We start from the raw sequence: 18573 nt of genomic DNA, 5'->3' as shown, positions 1-18573 counted from the left end.
ACGGTTATGAGCACCTCAACAACTTCGACGGAACGCAAAGCGCTGGGCCTGCGGCTGGCTCCTTGGCTGGGCTGCCTGGCCATGATTGGGCTGCTGATTCTGGCGACCACGCAGTGGAACGAGTGGACCAGTAGCCGCCGCATACAGAGCACTCAGAATGCTTACGTGAAATCCGACTTTGCGGTGCTCAGTGCCAAGGTTTCGGGCTACGTGAAAGCCTTGCCCTTGGGGGATTATGAGCAGGTCAAGGCGGGGGGTCTGATTGCGCAGATTGATCCGGCCGATTACGAGCTGGCCGTGGCGGCAGCGCAGGCGGAACAGTCCAAGGCGCAGGCCCACCTGGAAAATCTGGACGGTGAAATTGCACAGCAACAGGCGCGTATTAAAGAGGCGCAAGCCAAGCTGCGCTCCGTGCAGGTGCGCGTGCGGCAATACCGTAATAACCCTTCGCGTCAGGCAAGGCTGGTCAAGGAAGGTGCCTTGTCACGTCAGGGCTATGAAAACGCCCAGGCCGATCTGGATGAGGCAATCAGCCAAGGGGAGGCCGCTACCGCGCAAGTGGAGCTGGCGAAAAACTCCCTGAAGGTGCTGCAGGGGCAGCGTGCGATTCGTACCGCGGATTTGAAATCGGCTGAAGCTGCCTTGGAGTCTGCTCGTCGCAATTTGGGCTATACGCGGATTGTGGCCCCTTTTGACGGGGTCTTGAACAAGCGTCATGTGCAAGTTGGTAGCTTGTTGAACCAGGGCACGCAGATTGTTTCCATCGTCCCCCTGGAGCAGGCCTACGTCATTGCGAACTACAAGGAAACGCAGCTTGCCCGTGTGCAGCCGGGGCAGCCGGTGGAGTTGTCCGTGGATGGCTTGCCTGGGGGGAACTGGCGGGGGCGTGTGGTCGAGATTGCACCCATGAGCGGGGCCGAATCCTCCTTGTTGCCGGCCGATAATGCCTCCGGGAATTTCACCAAAGTGGTGCAGCGCATACCGGTGCGTATCGAGCTGGAGCCGGGTCAGGCACAGTTGGAGCGCCTGCGTCCCGGCATGTCGGCCCAGGCCAGAATCGACACGGCGGGTTCCCCTGTTGCGGCCTATGACATGCCCGGCTTGAAACAGACTCGCCAGTTGGCTGTCGTTCGGGCGCAGGAGGGCTGACCATGCGCCTCTCCCGACTGATGGCCAATACGCACACAGCACGTCCTGTCTTGACGGTGATTGCGATTTTTCTGGGTGCGGTCCTGACCACCGTGCAAGGGCGGCTTTTTTCTGCAGCCTTACCGGATTTGCGTGGTCAGTTTGGCTTGGATGTGCTGGAAGCTGCCTGGTTGGGGACCGCCTTGAATGCGGCGCAATTGATTTCCATGCCGATTGCGCCATGGCTGGCGACCGTCATTGGGCCGACTCGGGTTTTGCTGGCTCCAAGTCTGCTGTTGGGCTTGGTCGCGTTGTTGATTCCTTTCTTTGCCCATCATTATCCCGTTCTGCTAAGTCTGCATGCCTTGGCTGGGCTGTGTCTGGGCATCTATCTGCCTTTGACGATGTCTTTGGCTTTGCGCAGCGTTCACCCTCGGCTGTGGCTGGCGGTCATGGCGGCGTACAGCTTGCGTGTGTCAACCGGCATGGATGCAGGGTATGGCACATCCGGTTTTCTGCTGGAAGAAATCAGTTGGCATTGGGTTTACTGGCCCACTGCTTTTGTGGGGCCATTGATTGCGTTGCTGGCCTGGAAGGCCATGCCATTGGCTCCAGTAGACCGGCCGCAACTGCAAAATGCGGACTGGGGGGGTATGGCCCTGTTTTGCACCGGCTTGGTCCTGGCTTTTGTGGGGATAGAGTCGGCTGAACGCCTGGGCTGGAGCGACTCTGGTCTGGTTGTTTCAGCCTTGACTGGGGGTGCGCTTCTTGTCGTGGCTGCAATAGGGCGTGGCATGCGCAGGCAAAACTCCTTTGCCAGTCTGATGGCCCTGGGCAATCGCAATATTCGTATCTGTCTGATGATTGCTTGCCTGTTCGGTGTACTGATGACGCCAACGTCCTTGCTGATTCCCAGCTTTCTGACGCAGATGGGCGACTTGAAGCCGCTGCAAGCAGGCGCCGCCACCTGGATAGCGTTTTGGGCTTATCTGGCCTCGACCCCCTTGGCAATCTATCTGGGTCGCCGTCTTGAGCCACGCCTGATGATGATTATCGGTTTAAGCATTATCGCGTTCACGGCCTGGTTGGGAACTCATATCAGCCACGACTGGCGGGTAGAACAGTTTGTCTCGATGCTGATTTTGCAGTCTGTGGGCGAGAGCACCATGTTGATTGGTTTGATTGCTGCCTTTGTGACCAATCTGAATCCCCAACATGGAGTGGCATTGGGCGTGTATGTCCCCATCGCGCGTGTCTTTACGCCTGTCGCCGCAGCCACGCTGGTTTCCACTTGGCTGCGCATGGCCGGCGATATCAGCCGTAGCAGCCTCAGCAGTCATCTTGTAGAGGGTGACCCTTTGGTCATGGAGCGAGCCTCCGCAGGTTTGGCCGGTCTGGCTCGCATTCTGGCTCGTGAATCACAGGTAGCAGCACAGATCAGCGCCTACAACCTGGTGTTTTGGTGCAGTTTGCTGGCCTTGTGTCTGGCTGTGCTGCTGCGTTCTTCGCCACCCAATCCCATCGCGCCTCCCTTTGCCCAGTCTGTGTAGGTCCAGGCAGAGAGGCGTTTTTTTAATCAAGGAGATTCATCATGAAATTAGGTTTATGGACATTGGCTTGCACGGCTTTGCTGGCCTCGACATCGGCTTGGGCTGTTGACGGTTCTGCCTCTGTACAGGAGCAGGCCTACAGCAAGAGTCGCGCCCAGGTTGTGCAGGAATTGGAGCAGGCACGCGAACAAGGGCTGATCAGCGTAGCGGCGCATGGCTATCCCAACGTCCCGCGTGGCCCTGTTAAAACTCGTGCTCAGGTGGTTCAGGAGTTGCAGGAAGCCCAACAAGCTGGTTTGCTGGACTTCGCAGACGATGAATATCCCGTCTTGCCTGCCGATGGTACTCATAAGACGCGTCAGCAAGTTGTGCAGGAGCTGGAACAAGCCAGAAAGCAGGGCCGCCTTTTGTATGTAGCCCCATAAGGCTGTACCGAGCTGCCGTTGAGTTCGGTATTTAGCTTGTAAAAAGGGACTGAGGCTGCGTAAAGGCAGGCTCAGTCCCTCTGGTTATGAGGAAATTGCTTCGGGGGGCGGGCTTCAAGCCTGGGTCAGAGGACGACGCATCAAACGTAAGGCCACCAGTACCGACAAGCTGACTACCACGGCACTGAGCAGATAAATCGCTTCCAGCCCCCAGGTTCCTGCTACGGCGCCCAAGGCAGGCCCGGTAATCCCTAAAGAGATGTCCAGAAAGGCGACATAGGCCCCCATGGCGACACCTCGGCTCTCGGATGGGGGGCGGCGCACGGCTTCCACACCAAAACCCGGGAAGGCCAGGGAGTAGCCCCATCCGGTCAAGGCGGCACCCAGGTAGGCAAGGGCAGGGTTGTGGGCTCCCCAGATCAGCAAGAGGCCAGCAGCCTCCACCAGCACGCATAGCAAAGCGACGCGTGCCCCGCCCAGTTTGTCGGGAAGATGACCAAAGAACAGGCGTGCCGCAATGAAGGCGACCCCAAAGGCGGTGAAGGCCAGGGAAGCATTACCCCAGTTGCGATCGGCAAAGAGCAGGGCAATAAAGGCGGTCAGACTACCAAAACCGACACTGCACAGCATCAAGCCCATGCCGGCGCCCCAGACCAGCCCCAGGACTTTGTAGAACGGAGTGCGACGCAGCGCAGTGGGGGCGGTGGCGCGAACCTTGAGCAACATCACCAGGGAAATCAACGGCAACAGCGTGACGGCGACCGAGATACCGTTAAAGCCGTAGTCCTGGTTGACCGCGACACCTAAAGGGGCCCCAACGGCATAGGCACCGTACATGGCTACACCGACCCAGGCCATGACCTTGCCCGCGTTTTGAGGGCCGACCAGGCCGATGCCCCAGCTCAAGGCACCCGTCACAATCAGGCTTTCACCGCAGCCTAGCAAGATACGGCCAATCACCAGCACCCAGACGGACAGGGTAGGCGTGCTGACAAAGCTCAAAGAGGCCAGATAGGCCAGGCCGGACAAGCACATCACCATCAGCCCCAACATGACGGCGTGCTTGGAACCTTGTATATCGGCCAGATTCCCGGCCCAGGCGCGTGACAGCAAAGCGGCTGCAAATTGAACACCGATAACCAGACCTACGACCAGCGTGCTCATCTCCAGCACATCGTGTACGTGCAAAGGCAGCACGGGTAGAGGCAGACCGATGCTCAGAAAACTGACGAACACAGCCAGCGTAATAGGTAGCAGCGTTAGAAAAACATGGGCAGCAGGTGGTAACTGCGCCTTCGAGGTGGCTTGCGCCGGATTGGGTACAGACATGAAACACTCCAAATGTGAGTAATTGCTCGATATTTGAGATAATATGAATAATTGCTCACATCGAGAACTCGCATTCGGAGTCCTTATGCAAACGCTCCCTCAAGCCCGTCGTATCCCGCGTCAAAGCCGTTCCCGCGCTTTGGTGGAGGCGATTTTGGAGGCAACGGCTCGCGTTTTGTCCGAGCGTGGCTATGCCGGTACCAATACCAATGTGGTCGCGGAAGTGGCTGGGGTCAGCGTGGGCTCGGTGTATCAATACTTCCCGAACAAGGACTCCCTGATCGCCGCCTTGCACGAGCGCCATGCCTTGCAAATGAACCAGGCCATGGAAAGCAGTCTGGCCGGTACGCAGTCTCTGGGTTTGCGGGGGCGTTTGAGTGATCTGGTCAAAGCTTGGTTGGCCGCGCATCGGGTGGACCCGGAGTTGCATCGGGTACTGGAAAAGGATTTTCCTTTTTTTGATGCACCCGCCAGCGAGAGCCAAGCTGATCAAAGTATTCGTGACCGCATTCGTCAGTTGTTGGAGGAGCATCGCAGCGAGGTCGCCCCGCAGGATCTGGATTTGGCCACCTGGGTGGTGATGCAAAGTCTGGAGTCCCTGATTCATGGCGCGATCATTCCGCCCGGTGTGCCGTATCCACCGGAGCAGGTGGAAGAAGCCATTGTGGATTTGCTGTGTGGGTATTTGGGCTGTGCGAGTCCTGGGAAAGCGGGGAAGTGAGCGGAGTTGTCGAGCCGGTTTTCGAGTGAGTTTTGGCTCACATGAGTTTGTTGTTGTTGTTTGCTGGCCGGACCCACCTTGGCTAAACGTATGCGCTGAATGGCATACAGCAAAACAAAGAACGAGATGACATAGCCAAGTTTACGAGTGTATAGATCCTCTGCTCATAGTCCTGGCTCAGATACCCAGGAGTCAGCAATCTCGTAAGGCTTCGATGTGCGTTTTACAGACCATCAAGAGCTTCCAACAAAAAGGCGCCAATCTTTGTAGATATGGCGCCTTTTTTCTCAGGAGCTCACGAGCAGAACGGAATTGATGGGCCTAAACCTGCCGCCCAATTTCTTCCATCGCCTCCTGAATTTCCAGCCATTCTTCTTCCAGCGTTTGATGCGTTTTGGTGAGTTCACCATGCTCAGTCATCAAGGCGGGCCGTTGGTCCTTGTAGCTGTCCGAGTAAAAGTCGGGGTCCTGCATCAAGGTATCCAGCTCCTGCAAACGCAGCTGAGCTTTCTCCATGGCCGACTCCACTTTCTTCAAGCGGTTTTCCAGGGGCTTGCGTTGCTGGGCCTGACGTTGGCGCAGCTCGGCTTCCTGACGGCGTTGCGTCTTGCGGTCTGTGCCTTCGCCCCCTGTATCGGCACGGGCTTCCTGGCGAGCTTCCGAGCGCGATTGCGCGCTGCGGGCCAGCAGCCAGTCGCGGTAGTCTTCCAGATCGCCGTCAAACTCCTGAACCTGACCATCGGCCACGATCCAGAAAGAATCAACGGTAGAACGCAGCAAGTGGCGATCGTGCGATACCAGCAATACGCTGCCACCGTAATCAGCCAGGGCCGCTGCCAGGGCTTCGCGGGTATCCACGTCCAGGTGGTTAGTTGGTTCGTCCAGCAGAAGCAGATTGGGCTTTTGCCAGACAATCAGGGACAGGGCCAGACGCGCCTTTTCACCCCCGGAGAAGGGGGCGGTCAAGCTGGTGACCATATCACCGCTAAAACCGAAAGAGCCCAGGTAATTGCGCAGTTCCTGCTCGCGCACATCCGGAGCCAGACGCGCCAGATGCTGCAAGGGGGTGGAGTCCGGGTCAATGGAGTCCAGCTGGTGCTGGGCAAAGTAGCCGATCACCAGACCTTTGGATTCCAGGCGCTCGCCCCGGATAGGTTCCAGCTTGCCAGCCAGGGTTTTGACCAGCGTGGATTTACCTGCGCCGTTCATCCCCAAAATACCCACACGGGCACCGCCGCGCACCATCAGACGGACCTGGCTCAAAATCGCCTTGTCCTGACCGGGGTAACCCAGATCGGCCTGATCCAATGTCAACAAGGGATCGGGGGTGTACTCGGGCGAGGGCAGGCGAATGGAAACGCTTGAGTCGTCGCGCAAGAGCGTCACGGTCTGCATGCGGGCCAAAGCCTTGACGCGGCTTTGTGCCTGCTTGGCCTTGGTGGCCTGGGCCTTGAAGCGGTCAATAAAGCTTTGCAGACGCGCGGCTTCACGGGTTTGACGCTCGTAGGCGATCTGGCTTTGTTGCACGCGCTCGGCACGCTGCACCAGAAAGTCGTTGTAGCCGCCTTTGTAGCGAACCAGTTTGCCTTGATCCACGTGCAGGATCGAACGGGCCACCGCATCCAGAAACTCGGTGTCGTGCGAAATCAGCAGGACCGTTCCGGGGTAGGAGCCCAACCAGCGCTCCAGCCAGAGCATGGCGTCCAAGTCCAGGTGGTTGGTGGGTTCGTCCAGCAAAAGCAGGTCAGAAGGCGCCATCAGGGCGCGGGCCAGGGACAGGCGCATTTGCCAGCCACCGGAGAACTCGCGCACAGGCAGCATCCACTGATCGGGGCGGAAACCCAGGCCGGCCAGCAGTTGCTCGGCACGCGAGGGGGCGGACCAGGCATCGGCTTCGATCAGGGCGTTTTCCAGCTCGGCAATGGCCTGGCCATCGCTATCGGGCGTGTTGGCGCGTTTTTCCTGCAAGGCACGCAGGCGTTCGTCGCCGTCGATAACAAATTCGCGGGCAGGGCGGTCACGGTCCGGAATAGTCTGGCGCACACTGGCCACTTCCCACACTTCGGGGATGCTCAGGTCACCCCCGTCCAGATCCAGCTCGCCTTGCAGCAAGGCAAACAGCGAGGATTTACCTGCGCCGTTCTTGCCCACAATGCCCAGGCGCTCGCCCGGATTGACGATGAAATCCGTATTGTCCAGCAGGACTTTGACGCCGCGACGCAGCGTAATTCCAGTTGCGCGTATCACAGAGCCAGTTGCTCCCGGCTTAGCAAGAGAATCTGGTCTTCAGCGGTTTCCGTGCTCAGCCAGATAGGCTCCAGCTCCGGGAAAGCGGCGACGAAATTGTCGTACTCATTGCCGATTTCCAATACCAGCACGCCTTCGGGCGACAGGAAGTTGGGGGCTGCTTCCAGAATGCGACGCACCAGGTCCATGCCGTCGTCACCGCCAGCCAGGGCCAGTTGTGGCTCGTGCTGGTATTCCTTGGGCAGGTTCTGCATGGACTGCTCATTCACATACGGTGGGTTGCAAATGATCAGGTCGTAGGCGGTTGGTGGTAATTGATCCAGCAGATCGCTCTTGTACAGACTCATGCGATCGTTCAGCTCAAAGGCATCGATATTCGACTGCGCCACTTCCAGTGCGGCGTCGGACAGATCCACGGCATCGACTTGCGCTTGCGGGAAGGCCAGGGCCGTCAAGATAGCCAGGCAGCCCGAGCCGGTGCACAAATCCAGGGAGTTGTAGATGGCGTCCGGGTCGGCAATCCAGGGTTGCAGCTGTTCAGCCAACAGCTCCGCAATGGGAGAGCGCGGCACGATGGTGTCGGCGGTGACGCGGAAGCGATGGCCTTGCAGCCAGGCTTCGCCGGTCAGATAGGCGGCGGGCACGCGTTCGTTGCAGCGGCGTGCGACCAGGGCCAAATAGGCGGCGCGCTCGGACTCCAGCACGGTGGCGTCCAGATACGGGTCCAGTGTGTCCAAGGGCAGATGGAGGGTGTGCAGCAGCAGATACGCGGCCTCGTCCCAGGCATTGTCACTGCCGTGGCCAAAGGCCAGCTGACAGCGGTTGAACTGGCTGACGGACCAGCGCAACAAGTCGCGCACGGTGCGCAGTTCCTGCTGGGCTTCCAGCAGGGAGGAATTATCGATGCAAGGGCTTAACAAAGCAGGGATTCCAATGTACGGCGATAAATGTTTTTAAGAGGCTCAAGATCAGCAACGGCAACGTGTTCGTTGATCTGATGGATGCTGGCGTTGAGCGGGCCAAATTCGACCACCTGGGGGCAGATTTTAGCGATAAAGCGACCATCCGAGGTGCCGCCTGTCGTGGACAGATCGGTTTCCACGCCGGTTTCGGTTTCAATGGCCTTGGCAAGAGCCTGGCTCAGCGGGCCGGCCTCGGTCAGAAAGGGCTCGCCACCTACTGTCCATTCCAGTTGGAAGTCCACGCCATGGCGGCGCAGAATGGATTCCACTTCGGCTTGCAGTCCGGCCGGTGTTTGCTCGGTGGAGAAACGGAAGTTGAAATGCACATCCAGCTGACCGGGGATCACATTACCCGCGCCGGTGCCGGCATGGATATTGGAGATCTGAAAGCTGGTGGGTGGGAAGTCGATATTGCCGGCGTCCCACATGCGGTCTGTCAGTTCGTGCAGTGCAGGGGCGAACACATGCAGCGGGTTGATGGCCAGCTGCGGGTACGCCACGTGGCCTTGGCGACCTTTCACGATCAGGTGACCGGACAAGGAGCCGCGACGGCCATTTTTAATGGTGTCACCCAATTGGCGTGAGCAGGTGGGCTCGCCCACGATGCAATAGTCCAGTTGTTCGCCACGCTCTTTCAGGACACGGCACACATGCACGGTGCCGTCGGTTGCGGGGCCTTCCTCATCCGAAGTCAGCAGCAGGGCAATCGAGCCTTTGTGCTCAGGATGGGCCTGGGTAAATTCCTCAACCGCGTGAATGAAGGCCGCAATCGAGGCCTTCATATCCGCAGCGCCACGGCCATACAGCTGCCCGTCGCGCACGGTAGGTTCAAACGGGGGCGAGTCCCAGGCTGCTTCCGGCCCGGTAGGCACCACATCCGTGTGACCGGCAAAAACAAACAAGGGCGCTTGGGTGCCACGGCGGGCCCACAGGTTGGACACCGGGCCGCTGGGCAGATGTTCCAGGCTAAAGCCCGCTTGCTCCAGCCTTGCGCCCAGCCATTGCTGGCAGTGGGCATCCTCGGGGGTAACCGAGGGGCGGGCAATCAGGGCTTTTAGGGTGTCTAGTACAGAATTGTCAGTGCTCATGTTCAGGCGCGAAGTAAATCATTAATACTGGTCTTGGCGCGGGTACGGGCATCCACACGCTTGACGATGATGGCGCAGGCCAGGCTGTACAGCCCATCGGCCGAAGGCAGGGAACCAGGGACCACTACCGAACCGGCAGGGACACGGCCTTGGTAAATCTTGCCCGTTTCGCGCTCGTAAATCTTGGTGCTTTGCGACAGGAATACGCCCATGGCCAGCACCGAGTTCTCTTCCACGATGACCCCTTCCACCACTTCGGAACGGGCACCGATAAAACAGTTGTCCTCAATGATAGTGGGGTTGGCTTGCAGAGGTTCCAATACCCCGCCAATACCGACGCCGCCTGACAGGTGAACATGCTTGCCGATTTGGGCGCAGGAACCGACGGTGGCCCAGGTATCGACCATGGTGCCTTCACCGACATACGCGCCAATGTTCACAAACGAGGGCATCAGCACGACATCGGGAGCCACATAAGCGCCTTGGCGCACCACGGCACCGGGAACGGCACGAAAGCCTGCCTGGGCAAAGGCGGCCTGGTCGTGCTGCTCGAATTTCAGCGGCACCTTGTCATAGAAGGGAGCGGGTTCGCTGGCCATGACACGGTTCTCGTTGATCCTGAAAGACAGGAGAATCGCTTTCTTGACCCAGTCATTGACCTGCCACTGTCCGTCGATCTTTTCCGCCACGCGCAGGGAACCGTAATCCAGCTTTTCGATCACGGTATGGATGGCCGTGCGCAGTTCAATGCTGTGTTTTTGGGGGGAGAGGGAAGCTCGTTGTTCCCACGCCGATTCGATCAGACTTTGGAGGTCGCTCATAGGCTAGGCTCTGTGAATGCAGGCCGTCATTGGCAGTACCGGGATACAGAAGGCGCATGATGCGCGGTTTACCACCGCAGCGGCCGAGCTTGAATGGAGGCAACAGGATAACCGAGTCTGCCCTATCCATGCACGGTTTTATGGCTTTCTTTGTCGCTTTTGAGGGCAGATGAAGACGTATAGGTGCGGGTAGCAGGGGCCGGATTGCCGTTTTGGGCTGAGCCCGCCGAGGGAGCTTGCAGGAATTTGGTGACCGGGAGCCTGGGTTGGCCTTATTTGCTTTATTTCTAATACTTTTTTTCTGAATTCTTGTTTTTTGATAATTAATTTTTGCTTCTGCTTGTTTTTCTTATCGCAGCTATTTTGTTTATTTATTGTTGAGCTTGTTTAACTAAATCGCCTGCGTAAACAAGTATTTCAAAATAATAAAAAATAATCGTGGATCGCCATGCAGATTGCGTGAGGAGTTCTTGGTTTTAGCTGCTGGGAGGGCTAGTGCCGCCTGATGTTTCAGCTTGCATGGTTCTGTTCTTACTCTGTATGGCTCATGTGAAAAGGCTTTTAACCTTTTTCCATATAGGGTTATTTCCGTGTTTGTCCGAAGCAGGGTGTGGCCTAAGGTGATGGGTGGTGATTCAGTTGCGCTTTTTACATTTTATAAAATTCATCCGATTTTTATCTGCCTAGAATGATTACGAGGTTTTGCGTATTAACCACATTTAGCTCTTGTTTCTTCATTCAAATTGGAGGGGTTATGAGATCGATTCTTTTATGGCTCTTGGGTGTCCCTATTCCTATCATTATTTTGCTGGCCTTGTTTTGGCACTAAGGTATTTGCGATCACAATCTTGAATAAGGAATCATCATGGCTACGACGCAATTTGGTTCGGATGCAGGTTTGGGTACGCAGGCCGTCGCGGAATCGTCGCATTCCGCTGTGTCTTGGGGCGCTGTCATCGGGGGCGCGGTTATTGCCGCTGCGTTGACGGTGACCTTGCTGGTAGGCGGGACAGGCCTGGGTTTCATGGCGATCTCTCCCTGGGGCAATGAAGGGGCCTCGGGCACCACCATGGCTATCGGCACGATTGTCTGGCTGTTTGTCACACAGATCATCGCTTACGGCATTGCAGGTTATGTCACTGGGCGTCTGCGTACAAACTGGACCGGTGTGCATGGCGACGAAGTTCATTTCCGCGATACGGCACATGGTTTTCTGGTGTGGGCTGTTAGTGCCGTTGTCAGTGTGTTCTTGCTGGGCTCGGGCGTTGCCTCCCTGGTGTCGGGTACGGCACAGGCCGGGGCGAATCTGGCGGGGGCAGGCGTCGGCGCCGCGTCGGCGGTTGTGGGGCAGGCTGGCAAAGATCAAGCCCAGGGTCCAGGTTTGGGCTACTTCACCGATACCTTGCTGCGTCCGGCCGATCCAGCCAACGCACCTGCACAGGCTGGCAACCCTGAGCGTGAAGTCAGCCGCATTCTGGCGCGCAGCCTGAAAGAAGGCGAGGTGTCCCAGCAGGATCAGGATTACTTGCTGCGCCTGGTGGCCAACCGTACCGGTCTGACTCCGGAGCAGGCCAAGGAACGTCTGGACTCCGTACAGAAGCAAGCCAAGGAAACAGCCGAGAAGCTGGAACAACAAGCACGTGAAGCGGCAGACACCGCTCGCAAGGCAGCCGCTGCTTTCGCGCTGTGGGCATTTGCATCCTTGCTGGTCGGTGCTTTTGTAGCCAGCCTGGCGGCCACAATTGGCGGACGGGCGCGTATCACGCGTTAAGCCCCATTTGTGACGCCCAGTCACTTATAAGTTGAGGCGGGCAGTGCCAGGCCCCCGGATGTCAGAGCTCCGGGGGCTTTTTTTGTCGCCGGGCCGCCCCAAGACAAAAAGCTCCCCCTCGGGGGGCAGCAAGCCGAAGGCGTAGCGTGGGGGTTTATTGTATCCGCTTTAATCAATCTGCAGTCTTGCCCGCTGCTTCAAGGAATACGAATAAAGCTGCTGGGAGCTTGTCCTAAACAGCGACGGAACATGGTGGAAAAGGCACTGGAGCTGTCATAGCCCAGGTCCAGTGCAATCTGTGTGACTGACTGACCGGCAGACAGCTTGGTCAAAGCGGTCAACAAGCAGGCTTGTTGCCGCCATTCGCTAAAGCTCATGCCGGTTTGCTGCCGGAACAGGCGCGTGAAGCTGCGCAAACTTTTGTTCAATTGCTCGGCCCAGTGTTCTGGCGTGCTCTGGATGTGGGGCTGAATCAGGAACGCTTTGCAAAGCGTGGCCAAGGATGGGTCTTGAGGGATAGGGGCAAAGAGCGGCATGGTGTCTGCCAGACCAACTTCATGCAAGAGCAGTTGCGCCAAGGCGCCGTCGCGGCCATTTTCCTCGTACAAGGCAGGCAAGGCCAGGGAGGCCAGCAGCAAGTGATGCAGCAAGGGCGTAATCACCAGCACCTCGCAATGGGTGCTGTGGCGGGGGGCGGCCTCTGGCTCTATATATAGACTGCGCGTACTGGCGCTGTGCATGCGCACGCGATGGCGCTTGCCGGCCGGAATCCACACACCGCTATAGGGCGGGATAACCCAGGCGCCATCGTCAGTTTCTACTTCCATCAGACCTGTCATGGCATAGAGCATTTGCGCCCGCCGGTGCACATGAAAGTCCAGCAGGGTGCCCGGGGCGTAGTCTGTGCCAATCGCCAGCAAGGGGCGGGGGGCGGCATCCACGCTGTCCAGTCGTACATTGTGCATAAGCAAGCCTCTGGCCGAAACGAACGTATTGTTGACCGGTTTTAGCATGCCAGCCAATGCGGCGCGACCTATTCTTGGGCTTTGTCATCTCTGTTGATGGGCGGCTATGTATTTTCTATTGCTGTTTTTTGGTTTGCTGGCCGGGGTAACCACCGTGCTGTTTGGCTTCGGTGGCGGCTTTGTAGTGGTCCCTGTGTTGTATTCGGTACTGATTGGCATGTATGGCGTGGACAGTCAGATGGGGCAGGCGGCCATGCATATTGCGGTGGCCACGTCCACCTGCGTCATGATTTTTGGGGCCGGCCTGTCCACCTGGCGTCATCACAAGGCGGGCACCGTACCTTGGGGACAGGTTCGTCCTTTGCTCTTGTTTATCGCAGTGGGGGCAATTCCTGGCGCGGTAGCAGCCATGGCCTTGAACGGATCCTGGGTGCGGTGGGTTTTCGTGGTGTATTTAGGCCTGACGATTCTCGATAGCCTGTTTCGATCCGGTTTTACCCAGGAAGCAAGCAATGTCATGCGTCCTTTAAGCAAGGCCAGCAGCGCGGGGGCCGGAGTCCTTATTGGTGCCATCGCCGCCTTTTTGGGCGTAGGGGGGAGCGTGATTACCGTTCCCTTGATGCGCCGACGCGGTGCCAGCATGACGGCTGCCACAGCAGCCGCAAACCCCTTGTCCCTGCCCATGGCGGTGGTGGGGAGCCTGACTTACGCCATGCTGGCCTGGAATACGGATTCATTGGGGCCTTGGCATGTGGGTTATATAGATCTGCGAGCCTGCCTGGTGCTGGTGCTCGGTTCCTGGCTGGGGATTCGCTTTACCTCGCGCTGGATTGGCAAGATCCCCGACAGTCTTCATGCCAAAGCCTATATCGCCTTGTTGGGATTGGTGTTTTTGGTGATGTTGCTGGTCTAGGTCTTGCAGGGCGGATGCCGTATCCGCATCTGCCCGCGCCGTGGAGTTCGTTTTGCCTGTTTTGAAAAACTTGTGTTTTTTTGTTCAGTACAGCGAAATGCAGCGCTTGGTGCCCTGCATTTTTACCTATACTTGGCAGCACAGAACAAACAGGAGTGGGGCAGCATGACAACAGAGATTGCAGTGGTCTTGGGTCTGGCTTTAGTAGCGATTGTCTTGTTTGCCACAGAAAAACTCCGAATAGATGCCATTGCCTTGCTGGTGCTCAGCACCCTGACCATTCTGGGTTTGGTGACTCCCGAACAGGCTGTGGGCGGCTTCAGCAATCCGGCGACGGTCACCGTTGCCGCCATGTTTGTACTGGCAGCTGGCTTGCAAAATAGTGGGGCCCTGTCAGGAATTGGGGATTTGCTGGGCAAGGCCCGCTCCCCGGTCCAGTTTCTGCTGCTCCTGTTCCTGGTTCTGGCGGTGATTGCTCCTTTCGTCAATAACACGGCTGTGGTGGCGGTGTTCATTCCTATCGTGCTGGCCGCCAGCGCACGGATAGGCATGTCGGCCTCCAAGGCGCTGATTCCCTTGTCTTATGTCTCGCAAATGGCCGGTGTCTGTACTCTGGTCGGGACCTCGACCAATCTGCTGGTCAATGCCATTGCCCGTGATATGGGGCACCCCGGCTTCACCATGTTCGAATTCACCACGCTGGGTGTTATTTGCATGGCGGTTGGTTGTTTGTATTTGCTGACGGTAGGGCGCTGGTTATTGCCTGATGCGCGCGGTGGCGAGCTGGTCGAACAGTATGAGTTGGGCAAGTACATTACCGAGCTGCGCGTAATGCCGGACTCCTCCCTGATCGGCCAATCTGTTGGCGATGCCAAGCTGGGCGAGCAGTACGGTGTGTTTGTGCTGGAGTTGCTGCGAGGTGACACCAAAGTGTGGGGCCCGCGCGAGCAGAAGATTGAGCAGGACGATGTGCTGTTGGCACGCGGGGATTGGACCAAGCTGGACGAGCTGCGCAAAGAGGCCGGTCTGGAGGTTGACCCGCAGTTCAAATTGGAGCAACAGTCTTTTGAACAGGTCGATCAAGTCCTGACCGAGGTCATGATTGCGCCGCGTTCGCGTATCAGTGGCCGTACCTTGGGTAGCCTGGGGGCGGGCTGGCACAAGAATGCCACCGTGCTCGGGATCCATCGCCGTGGTCAGGTGCTGCGTGAACAACTGCGTGCCGTGCGCTTGCGGGTAGGCGATATCTTGTTGATGCTGACCCCGGCCTCCGAGGCGGCGGATCTGCGAGCGGATGGCAATATCATCGTGCTGTCCGAGCGTGAGGCTGAAAAAGAAATGGGCTGGCGCGCCCCTTTTTCCCTGGTGACCATGGCTCTGGTGATTTTGGTGCCCGCCCTGGGCTGGGTGCCTATCAGCATCACCTCGTTGGTCGGTGCTGTAGCCATGACACTGGCCGGTTGTCTGAAGGCTGACGATGTCTATGACGCCATTGACTGGCGCATCATTATCCTGATGGCGGGCTTGCTGCCCTTGGGTCTGGCCATGAGCGAGACGGGGGCGGCCCAGTTTCTGGTGGAGAACACGGTCGGTCTGGTGAAATCCTTCGGGCCTTTGACGGTGCTGGCTGTGGTTTATCTGATGGCCTTGATCCTGACAGAGTTCATGAGCAATGCCGCCGCCGCGGTGCTGCTGACGCCAATAGGGATGTCTACGGCCAAGATGATGGGTGTCGATCCCACCCCTTTTCTGATTGCGGTCACTTTTGCCGCCTCCACCAGTTTTGCAACGCCTGTGGGCTATCAAACCAACACCATGGTCTATGGCGCGGGTGGCTATCGGTTTATTGATTTCTTGAAAGTGGGTTTGCCCTTGAACCTGATTTTCTGGGTCCTGGGCGTGCTGTTGATTCCGGTTTTCTGGCCTTTCAATCCGGTCTGAAAGCGTGGTGTCCAGGATATAAAAACAAAGGAGACTCCAGTCATGAATTCAGTTGTTGCTTCTGCTGCTCCCGCATTGGATCCAGAAGTGTTCCAGGTGGTGCAAGACAGTTTTTCCCGCCAACAGGCGATGAGCCTGATTCGTGCCACCATGCCGCTTGTGGAGACTGGTTTGGTCGAGATTCATTTGCCACATTGGGAGGGGATTCAGCAGCAGCATGGCTTTGTGCATGGTGGCGTTGTGGGCATGATTGCCGATTCGGCCGGAGGCTACGCCGCCATGACGTGTACGCCTTTGGGTACCAGCGTGCTCAGTGTGGAATACAAGCTTAATTTTCTGGCCCCCGCCAAAGGGCAGTCCTTGCTGGCCCGAGGTTCAGTGGTTCGCCACGGCCGTAGTTTGATCGTGACACAGGCCGAAGTGTTTGCCCTGGACGAGGGCAAGCAGACTTTATGTGCGCTGATGCAGCAAACGATTATGGTGATGCAGGGGCGGGCGGAGAAGTCCTGATGGCAGCGCCCAGGCTGCCTCAGGAGCCAGATTGTTCTTTGGGACTTTTCCAGCGATAGCTCAGCAGCAACACCCACAGGCTTGCCATGCACAGCCCATACAACATGGCTCCGTAAGAAACCGAAATATCAATCCCGCATACCCGCGAGAAACGGTCCGCGGTATCGCAGATATTCTTGATTGCCAGCAAGAACAAGACCGTGTTGACGGCCATGGCCAGGCAGGCGGATACCGCTCTGTCTGCCCAGATCAGGCTGGCAACGGCCAGGATCGACAAAGGCATCAGGGAGTTGAGCACACTGGTGTGCCAAGCCGAATAAGCCTGGGAGGAATTGAGCAAACTTTCGTTGACGTGCGCAAAGGGAAAGAGCCACAAAATAATCAAAGCAGCGCACAGGAAAAAGATCAATTTCCTGATGGTGATGTTGAACACGATTAAAAAGTAAAAGTTTGCTTTATGAGGATTTCGAGTGTAACTGAACTGTTTTATGCTTAAAGACAAGTTGTGTAAGTTTCTCGGCACAATTTGCGACAATTCTGTTACTTGAATATGACATAAACGATGGAATATTCGAATTTAATCACGTTTTCGTGACAAATCGACGAAGTCTGTTTTAAGAGTCCACTGCAGGTAAATAGAAATACGCTTGTATGATGCTTGTCCGGATGAACACAACAGGAGTCGAGAAGATGAAAAGCTCTGTATGGTGCTTGAGCGCCGTTCTAAGTGTGATGGCTTTGCCGGCCTGGGCCGATAACCCGGCTTGTCAGTATCGGGCAGCCGAGATCCAGAACCAGATTGACTATGCCCGCCAGCATGGTAACGAGCACCGCGAGCGTGGTCTGCAGCGTGCATTGGCCAATGTGCAAATGCATTGCCGGGATGCGGACTTGCTGCGCGACGTGCAGGAAGATATCCGCGAGCAAGAAGAGGAAATACAGGACCGCCTTGATGAGATCGCCGAAAAGCGTTCTGAGGGGCGGCAAGACAAGGTGCAGAAGCTGGAGAAAAAGCTGGAGCGCGATCGCGCCAAGCTGGAGCAGTTGCAAGATGAATTGAAAGAGCTGCAGGCCTTGAGCGCGAAGTAAGAAGCGCGCTCCAGCTTTTGAATCCGCTTCTGCCAGGCTCATCAATTGGACTGAAAAAGGCAGGAGTCAGAAGGAAATACGTGCTCCCGGTGGGGGCTCGTTCCTTTTATATAGAAAGGACTGCTTATAATCACAGGTGCAGTCGGCGCAATGATGTAGGCCGACCAAGCATAAAACAAGAGTGGTATGAGCAGAAAAAGCACAGGTCGTAGCGTTAAAAAAACCAGTAGTAGAAAGAAGGCAGGGCAGACAAGTCCGTCCCGATTTTTGAAATCAGTCATTGCAGCGGCCCTGACCAGTTTCGGGATTGCGACGGCCTGGCTTCATCCTCAGGGGCTGAACTGGCAAAGTCTTGAGCCGTTTCTGGCGTCTTTGGGCTGGCCCACGGCGGTCCAGCAAGACAGTGCACCTGTACCGGCTGCCATAGATGGGTATGTCCAGACCTCCTTTGCGCAGTGTCCTCAGTTTTTCCCCGGTTCACGGCCTGTTGTGCCCATGGCTTACACGCAACGGGAGTTGTGCTTCAGCTCGTTTGCGATCTTGCATAGCGGGCAAACCAAAACTCCGGTGTTTGTTGTGCAGCGTCTGAATCGGCAACAGATTCAGTCGGCCAAGGGCTTGAAACGTACCGATCGTTTTTATGCCGAAGGCCGCTTGCCCCAGTCGGAACGAGCCGAGCTGAATGACTACCGAGGTTCGGGCTTCTCGCGTGGACATATGGCCCCCGCAGGGGATATGGCTTCGGAGCAGAGCATGGCCCAGAGTTTTTCCTTGGCCAATATGGTGCCGCAGAATCAGGTCCATAATGCCGGTCCCTGGAACAAGATTGAAGCGGATACCCGTAAATACGTCGCCCGTGCTGCGGGCAATGTCTATGTCTTTACCGGGCCAGTGTATGAGCGCAACGCGGCAACGATCGGCTCCAGTCAGGTTGCGGTGCCCAGTCATTTATTCAAGCTGGTATACGACTCCACCACTCGACGTGCCTGGGTGCATTGGCAGGCGAATCAGGCGTCCACCCGTGTTGGCCCGCCCATCAGTTATGAAGAGTTTGTCCGTCGGACCGGACTGCATTTATTGCCCGATTTCAGCCTGAAAACTTCGGGGTAGCGG

At 57.1% G+C, this 18573-nt stretch carries 17 protein-coding genes; 10 read left to right on the top strand and 7 right to left on the bottom strand.

Going from position 1 to position 18573, the window contains the following annotated elements; all coding sequences use genetic code 11:
* Nucleotides 1-6 precede the first annotated feature (6 nt).
* The 3 genes from Q9R35_RS09225 to Q9R35_RS09215 are packed head-to-tail and all read left to right on the top strand — an operon-like array spanning nucleotide 7 to nucleotide 3103.
* Nucleotides 7-1149, top strand: a complete 1143-nt coding sequence (locus Q9R35_RS09225) for an HlyD family secretion protein (protein ID WP_197314021.1) — start codon at nucleotides 7-9, stop codon at nucleotides 1147-1149.
* A 2-nt stretch (nucleotides 1150-1151) separates the two neighbouring features.
* The gene (locus tag Q9R35_RS09220; protein ID WP_197314022.1) at nucleotides 1152-2678 is read left to right on the top strand and encodes an MFS transporter; all 1527 of its coding nucleotides are present in this window, start codon (nucleotides 1152-1154) and stop codon (nucleotides 2676-2678) included.
* 41 nt (nucleotides 2679-2719) lie between these two features.
* Nucleotides 2720-3103 carry a DUF4148 domain-containing protein gene (locus Q9R35_RS09215; protein ID WP_052363013.1) on the top strand — a complete coding sequence of 128 codons (384 nt, stop codon included), beginning with the start codon at nucleotides 2720-2722 and terminating at the stop codon, nucleotides 3101-3103.
* 114 nt (nucleotides 3104-3217) lie between these two features.
* Here Q9R35_RS09215 and Q9R35_RS09210 read toward each other — a convergent pair whose 3' ends face one another.
* On the bottom strand, nucleotides 3218-4432 hold the full coding sequence (locus tag Q9R35_RS09210; protein ID WP_311219745.1) for an arabinose transporter: 1215 nt from the start codon (nucleotides 4430-4432) through the stop codon (nucleotides 3218-3220).
* Nucleotides 4433-4517: 85 nt separating this feature from the next.
* Here Q9R35_RS09210 and Q9R35_RS09205 point away from each other — a divergent pair, with 85 nt between their 5' ends.
* Nucleotides 4518-5153 (top strand): TetR/AcrR family transcriptional regulator, encoded by a 636-nt coding sequence (locus Q9R35_RS09205; protein WP_063693093.1) that lies wholly within the window; start codon nucleotides 4518-4520, stop codon nucleotides 5151-5153.
* A gap of 321 nt (nucleotides 5154-5474) precedes the next feature.
* On the opposite strand, the gene Q9R35_RS09200 is transcribed toward Q9R35_RS09205, so the two are convergent.
* The 4 genes from Q9R35_RS09200 to dapD are packed head-to-tail and all read right to left on the bottom strand — an operon-like array spanning nucleotide 5475 to nucleotide 10271.
* Complete coding sequence (locus Q9R35_RS09200) at nucleotides 5475-7400, bottom strand: ATP-binding cassette domain-containing protein (protein WP_109089560.1); 1926 nt, start codon at nucleotides 7398-7400, stop codon at nucleotides 5475-5477.
* Complete coding sequence (prmB, locus tag Q9R35_RS09195; protein WP_311219744.1) at nucleotides 7397-8320, bottom strand: 50S ribosomal protein L3 N(5)-glutamine methyltransferase; 924 nt, start codon at nucleotides 8318-8320, stop codon at nucleotides 7397-7399. The genes Q9R35_RS09200 and prmB overlap by 4 nt, the downstream gene beginning before the upstream one ends.
* Nucleotides 8314-9450, bottom strand: a complete 1137-nt coding sequence (gene dapE / locus Q9R35_RS09190; protein WP_086061388.1) for a succinyl-diaminopimelate desuccinylase — start codon at nucleotides 9448-9450, stop codon at nucleotides 8314-8316. The genes prmB and dapE overlap by 7 nt, the downstream gene beginning before the upstream one ends.
* 2 nt (nucleotides 9451-9452) lie before the next feature.
* Nucleotides 9453-10271: a 2,3,4,5-tetrahydropyridine-2,6-dicarboxylate N-succinyltransferase gene (gene dapD / locus Q9R35_RS09185; protein ID WP_042487820.1), complete on the bottom strand. Its 819-nt coding sequence runs from the start codon at nucleotides 10269-10271 to the stop codon at nucleotides 9453-9455.
* Between the two features lie 865 nt (nucleotides 10272-11136).
* On the opposite strand from dapD, the gene Q9R35_RS09180 reads away from it, so the two are divergent.
* Nucleotides 11137-12042 carry a hypothetical protein gene (locus Q9R35_RS09180; RefSeq protein ID WP_045931588.1) on the top strand — a complete coding sequence of 302 codons (906 nt, stop codon included), beginning with the start codon at nucleotides 11137-11139 and terminating at the stop codon, nucleotides 12040-12042.
* A 197-nt stretch (nucleotides 12043-12239) separates the two neighbouring features.
* Here the strand turns inward: Q9R35_RS09180 and Q9R35_RS09175 are convergent, their stop codons facing one another.
* Nucleotides 12240-13007 carry a helix-turn-helix transcriptional regulator gene (locus Q9R35_RS09175; protein WP_311219743.1) on the bottom strand — a complete coding sequence of 256 codons (768 nt, stop codon included), beginning with the start codon at nucleotides 13005-13007 and terminating at the stop codon, nucleotides 12240-12242.
* A gap of 106 nt (nucleotides 13008-13113) precedes the next feature.
* On the opposite strand from Q9R35_RS09175, the gene Q9R35_RS09170 reads away from it, so the two are divergent.
* From Q9R35_RS09170 to Q9R35_RS09160, 3 genes are all read left to right on the top strand, one after another.
* Nucleotides 13114-13920 carry a sulfite exporter TauE/SafE family protein gene (locus tag Q9R35_RS09170; protein WP_311219742.1) on the top strand — a complete coding sequence of 269 codons (807 nt, stop codon included), beginning with the start codon at nucleotides 13114-13116 and terminating at the stop codon, nucleotides 13918-13920.
* 72 nt (nucleotides 13921-13992) lie between these two features.
* Nucleotides 13993-15861, top strand: a complete 1869-nt coding sequence (locus Q9R35_RS09165; protein WP_311219741.1) for an SLC13 family permease — start codon at nucleotides 13993-13995, stop codon at nucleotides 15859-15861.
* Nucleotides 15862-15903: 42 nt separating this feature from the next.
* Nucleotides 15904-16371 carry a PaaI family thioesterase gene (locus tag Q9R35_RS09160; protein WP_311219740.1) on the top strand — a complete coding sequence of 156 codons (468 nt, stop codon included), beginning with the start codon at nucleotides 15904-15906 and terminating at the stop codon, nucleotides 16369-16371.
* Nucleotides 16372-16390: 19 nt separating this feature from the next.
* On the opposite strand, the gene Q9R35_RS09155 is transcribed toward Q9R35_RS09160, so the two are convergent.
* Nucleotides 16391-16711 (bottom strand): DUF202 domain-containing protein, encoded by a 321-nt coding sequence (locus Q9R35_RS09155; RefSeq protein WP_226791338.1) that lies wholly within the window; start codon nucleotides 16709-16711, stop codon nucleotides 16391-16393.
* Nucleotides 16712-17061: 350 nt separating this feature from the next.
* Here Q9R35_RS09155 and Q9R35_RS09150 point away from each other — a divergent pair, with 350 nt between their 5' ends.
* Both Q9R35_RS09150 and Q9R35_RS09145 read left to right on the top strand, forming a co-directional pair.
* Nucleotides 17062-17460 carry a DUF1090 domain-containing protein gene (locus Q9R35_RS09150; protein WP_086068226.1) on the top strand — a complete coding sequence of 133 codons (399 nt, stop codon included), beginning with the start codon at nucleotides 17062-17064 and terminating at the stop codon, nucleotides 17458-17460.
* A gap of 186 nt (nucleotides 17461-17646) precedes the next feature.
* Nucleotides 17647-18570 (top strand): DNA/RNA non-specific endonuclease, encoded by a 924-nt coding sequence (locus tag Q9R35_RS09145; protein WP_311219739.1) that lies wholly within the window; start codon nucleotides 17647-17649, stop codon nucleotides 18568-18570.
* Nucleotides 18571-18573 lie beyond the last annotated feature (3 nt).

The sequence above is a fragment of the Alcaligenes sp. AB3 genome (assembly GCF_031844565.1).
Taxonomy (GTDB): domain Bacteria; phylum Pseudomonadota; class Gammaproteobacteria; order Burkholderiales; family Burkholderiaceae_B; genus Alcaligenes; species Alcaligenes faecalis.
Note: the sequence above shows the minus strand (reverse complement) of the source record. Positions and strands in the feature narration are given on the sequence as shown.

Coding starts and splice junctions, on each gene's coding strand:
- Q9R35_RS09225 (WP_197314021.1), top strand. CDS start 7: ATGAGCACCTCAACAACTTCGACGGAACGCAAAGCGCTGGGCCTGCGG.
- Q9R35_RS09220 (WP_197314022.1), top strand. CDS start 1,152: ATGCGCCTCTCCCGACTGATGGCCAATACGCACACAGCACGTCCTGTC.
- Q9R35_RS09215 (WP_052363013.1), top strand. CDS start 2,720: ATGAAATTAGGTTTATGGACATTGGCTTGCACGGCTTTGCTGGCCTCG.
- Q9R35_RS09210 (WP_311219745.1), bottom strand. CDS start 4,432: ATGTCTGTACCCAATCCGGCGCAAGCCACCTCGAAGGCGCAGTTACCA.
- Q9R35_RS09205 (WP_063693093.1), top strand. CDS start 4,518: ATGCAAACGCTCCCTCAAGCCCGTCGTATCCCGCGTCAAAGCCGTTCC.
- dapE (WP_086061388.1), bottom strand. CDS start 9,450: ATGAGCACTGACAATTCTGTACTAGACACCCTAAAAGCCCTGATTGCC.
- dapD (WP_042487820.1), bottom strand. CDS start 10,271: ATGAGCGACCTCCAAAGTCTGATCGAATCGGCGTGGGAACAACGAGCT.
- Q9R35_RS09180 (WP_045931588.1), top strand. CDS start 11,137: ATGGCTACGACGCAATTTGGTTCGGATGCAGGTTTGGGTACGCAGGCC.
- Q9R35_RS09175 (WP_311219743.1), bottom strand. CDS start 13,007: ATGCACAATGTACGACTGGACAGCGTGGATGCCGCCCCCCGCCCCTTG.
- Q9R35_RS09170 (WP_311219742.1), top strand. CDS start 13,114: ATGTATTTTCTATTGCTGTTTTTTGGTTTGCTGGCCGGGGTAACCACC.
- Q9R35_RS09160 (WP_311219740.1), top strand. CDS start 15,904: ATGAATTCAGTTGTTGCTTCTGCTGCTCCCGCATTGGATCCAGAAGTG.
- Q9R35_RS09150 (WP_086068226.1), top strand. CDS start 17,062: ATGAAAAGCTCTGTATGGTGCTTGAGCGCCGTTCTAAGTGTGATGGCT.
- Q9R35_RS09145 (WP_311219739.1), top strand. CDS start 17,647: ATGAGCAGAAAAAGCACAGGTCGTAGCGTTAAAAAAACCAGTAGTAGA.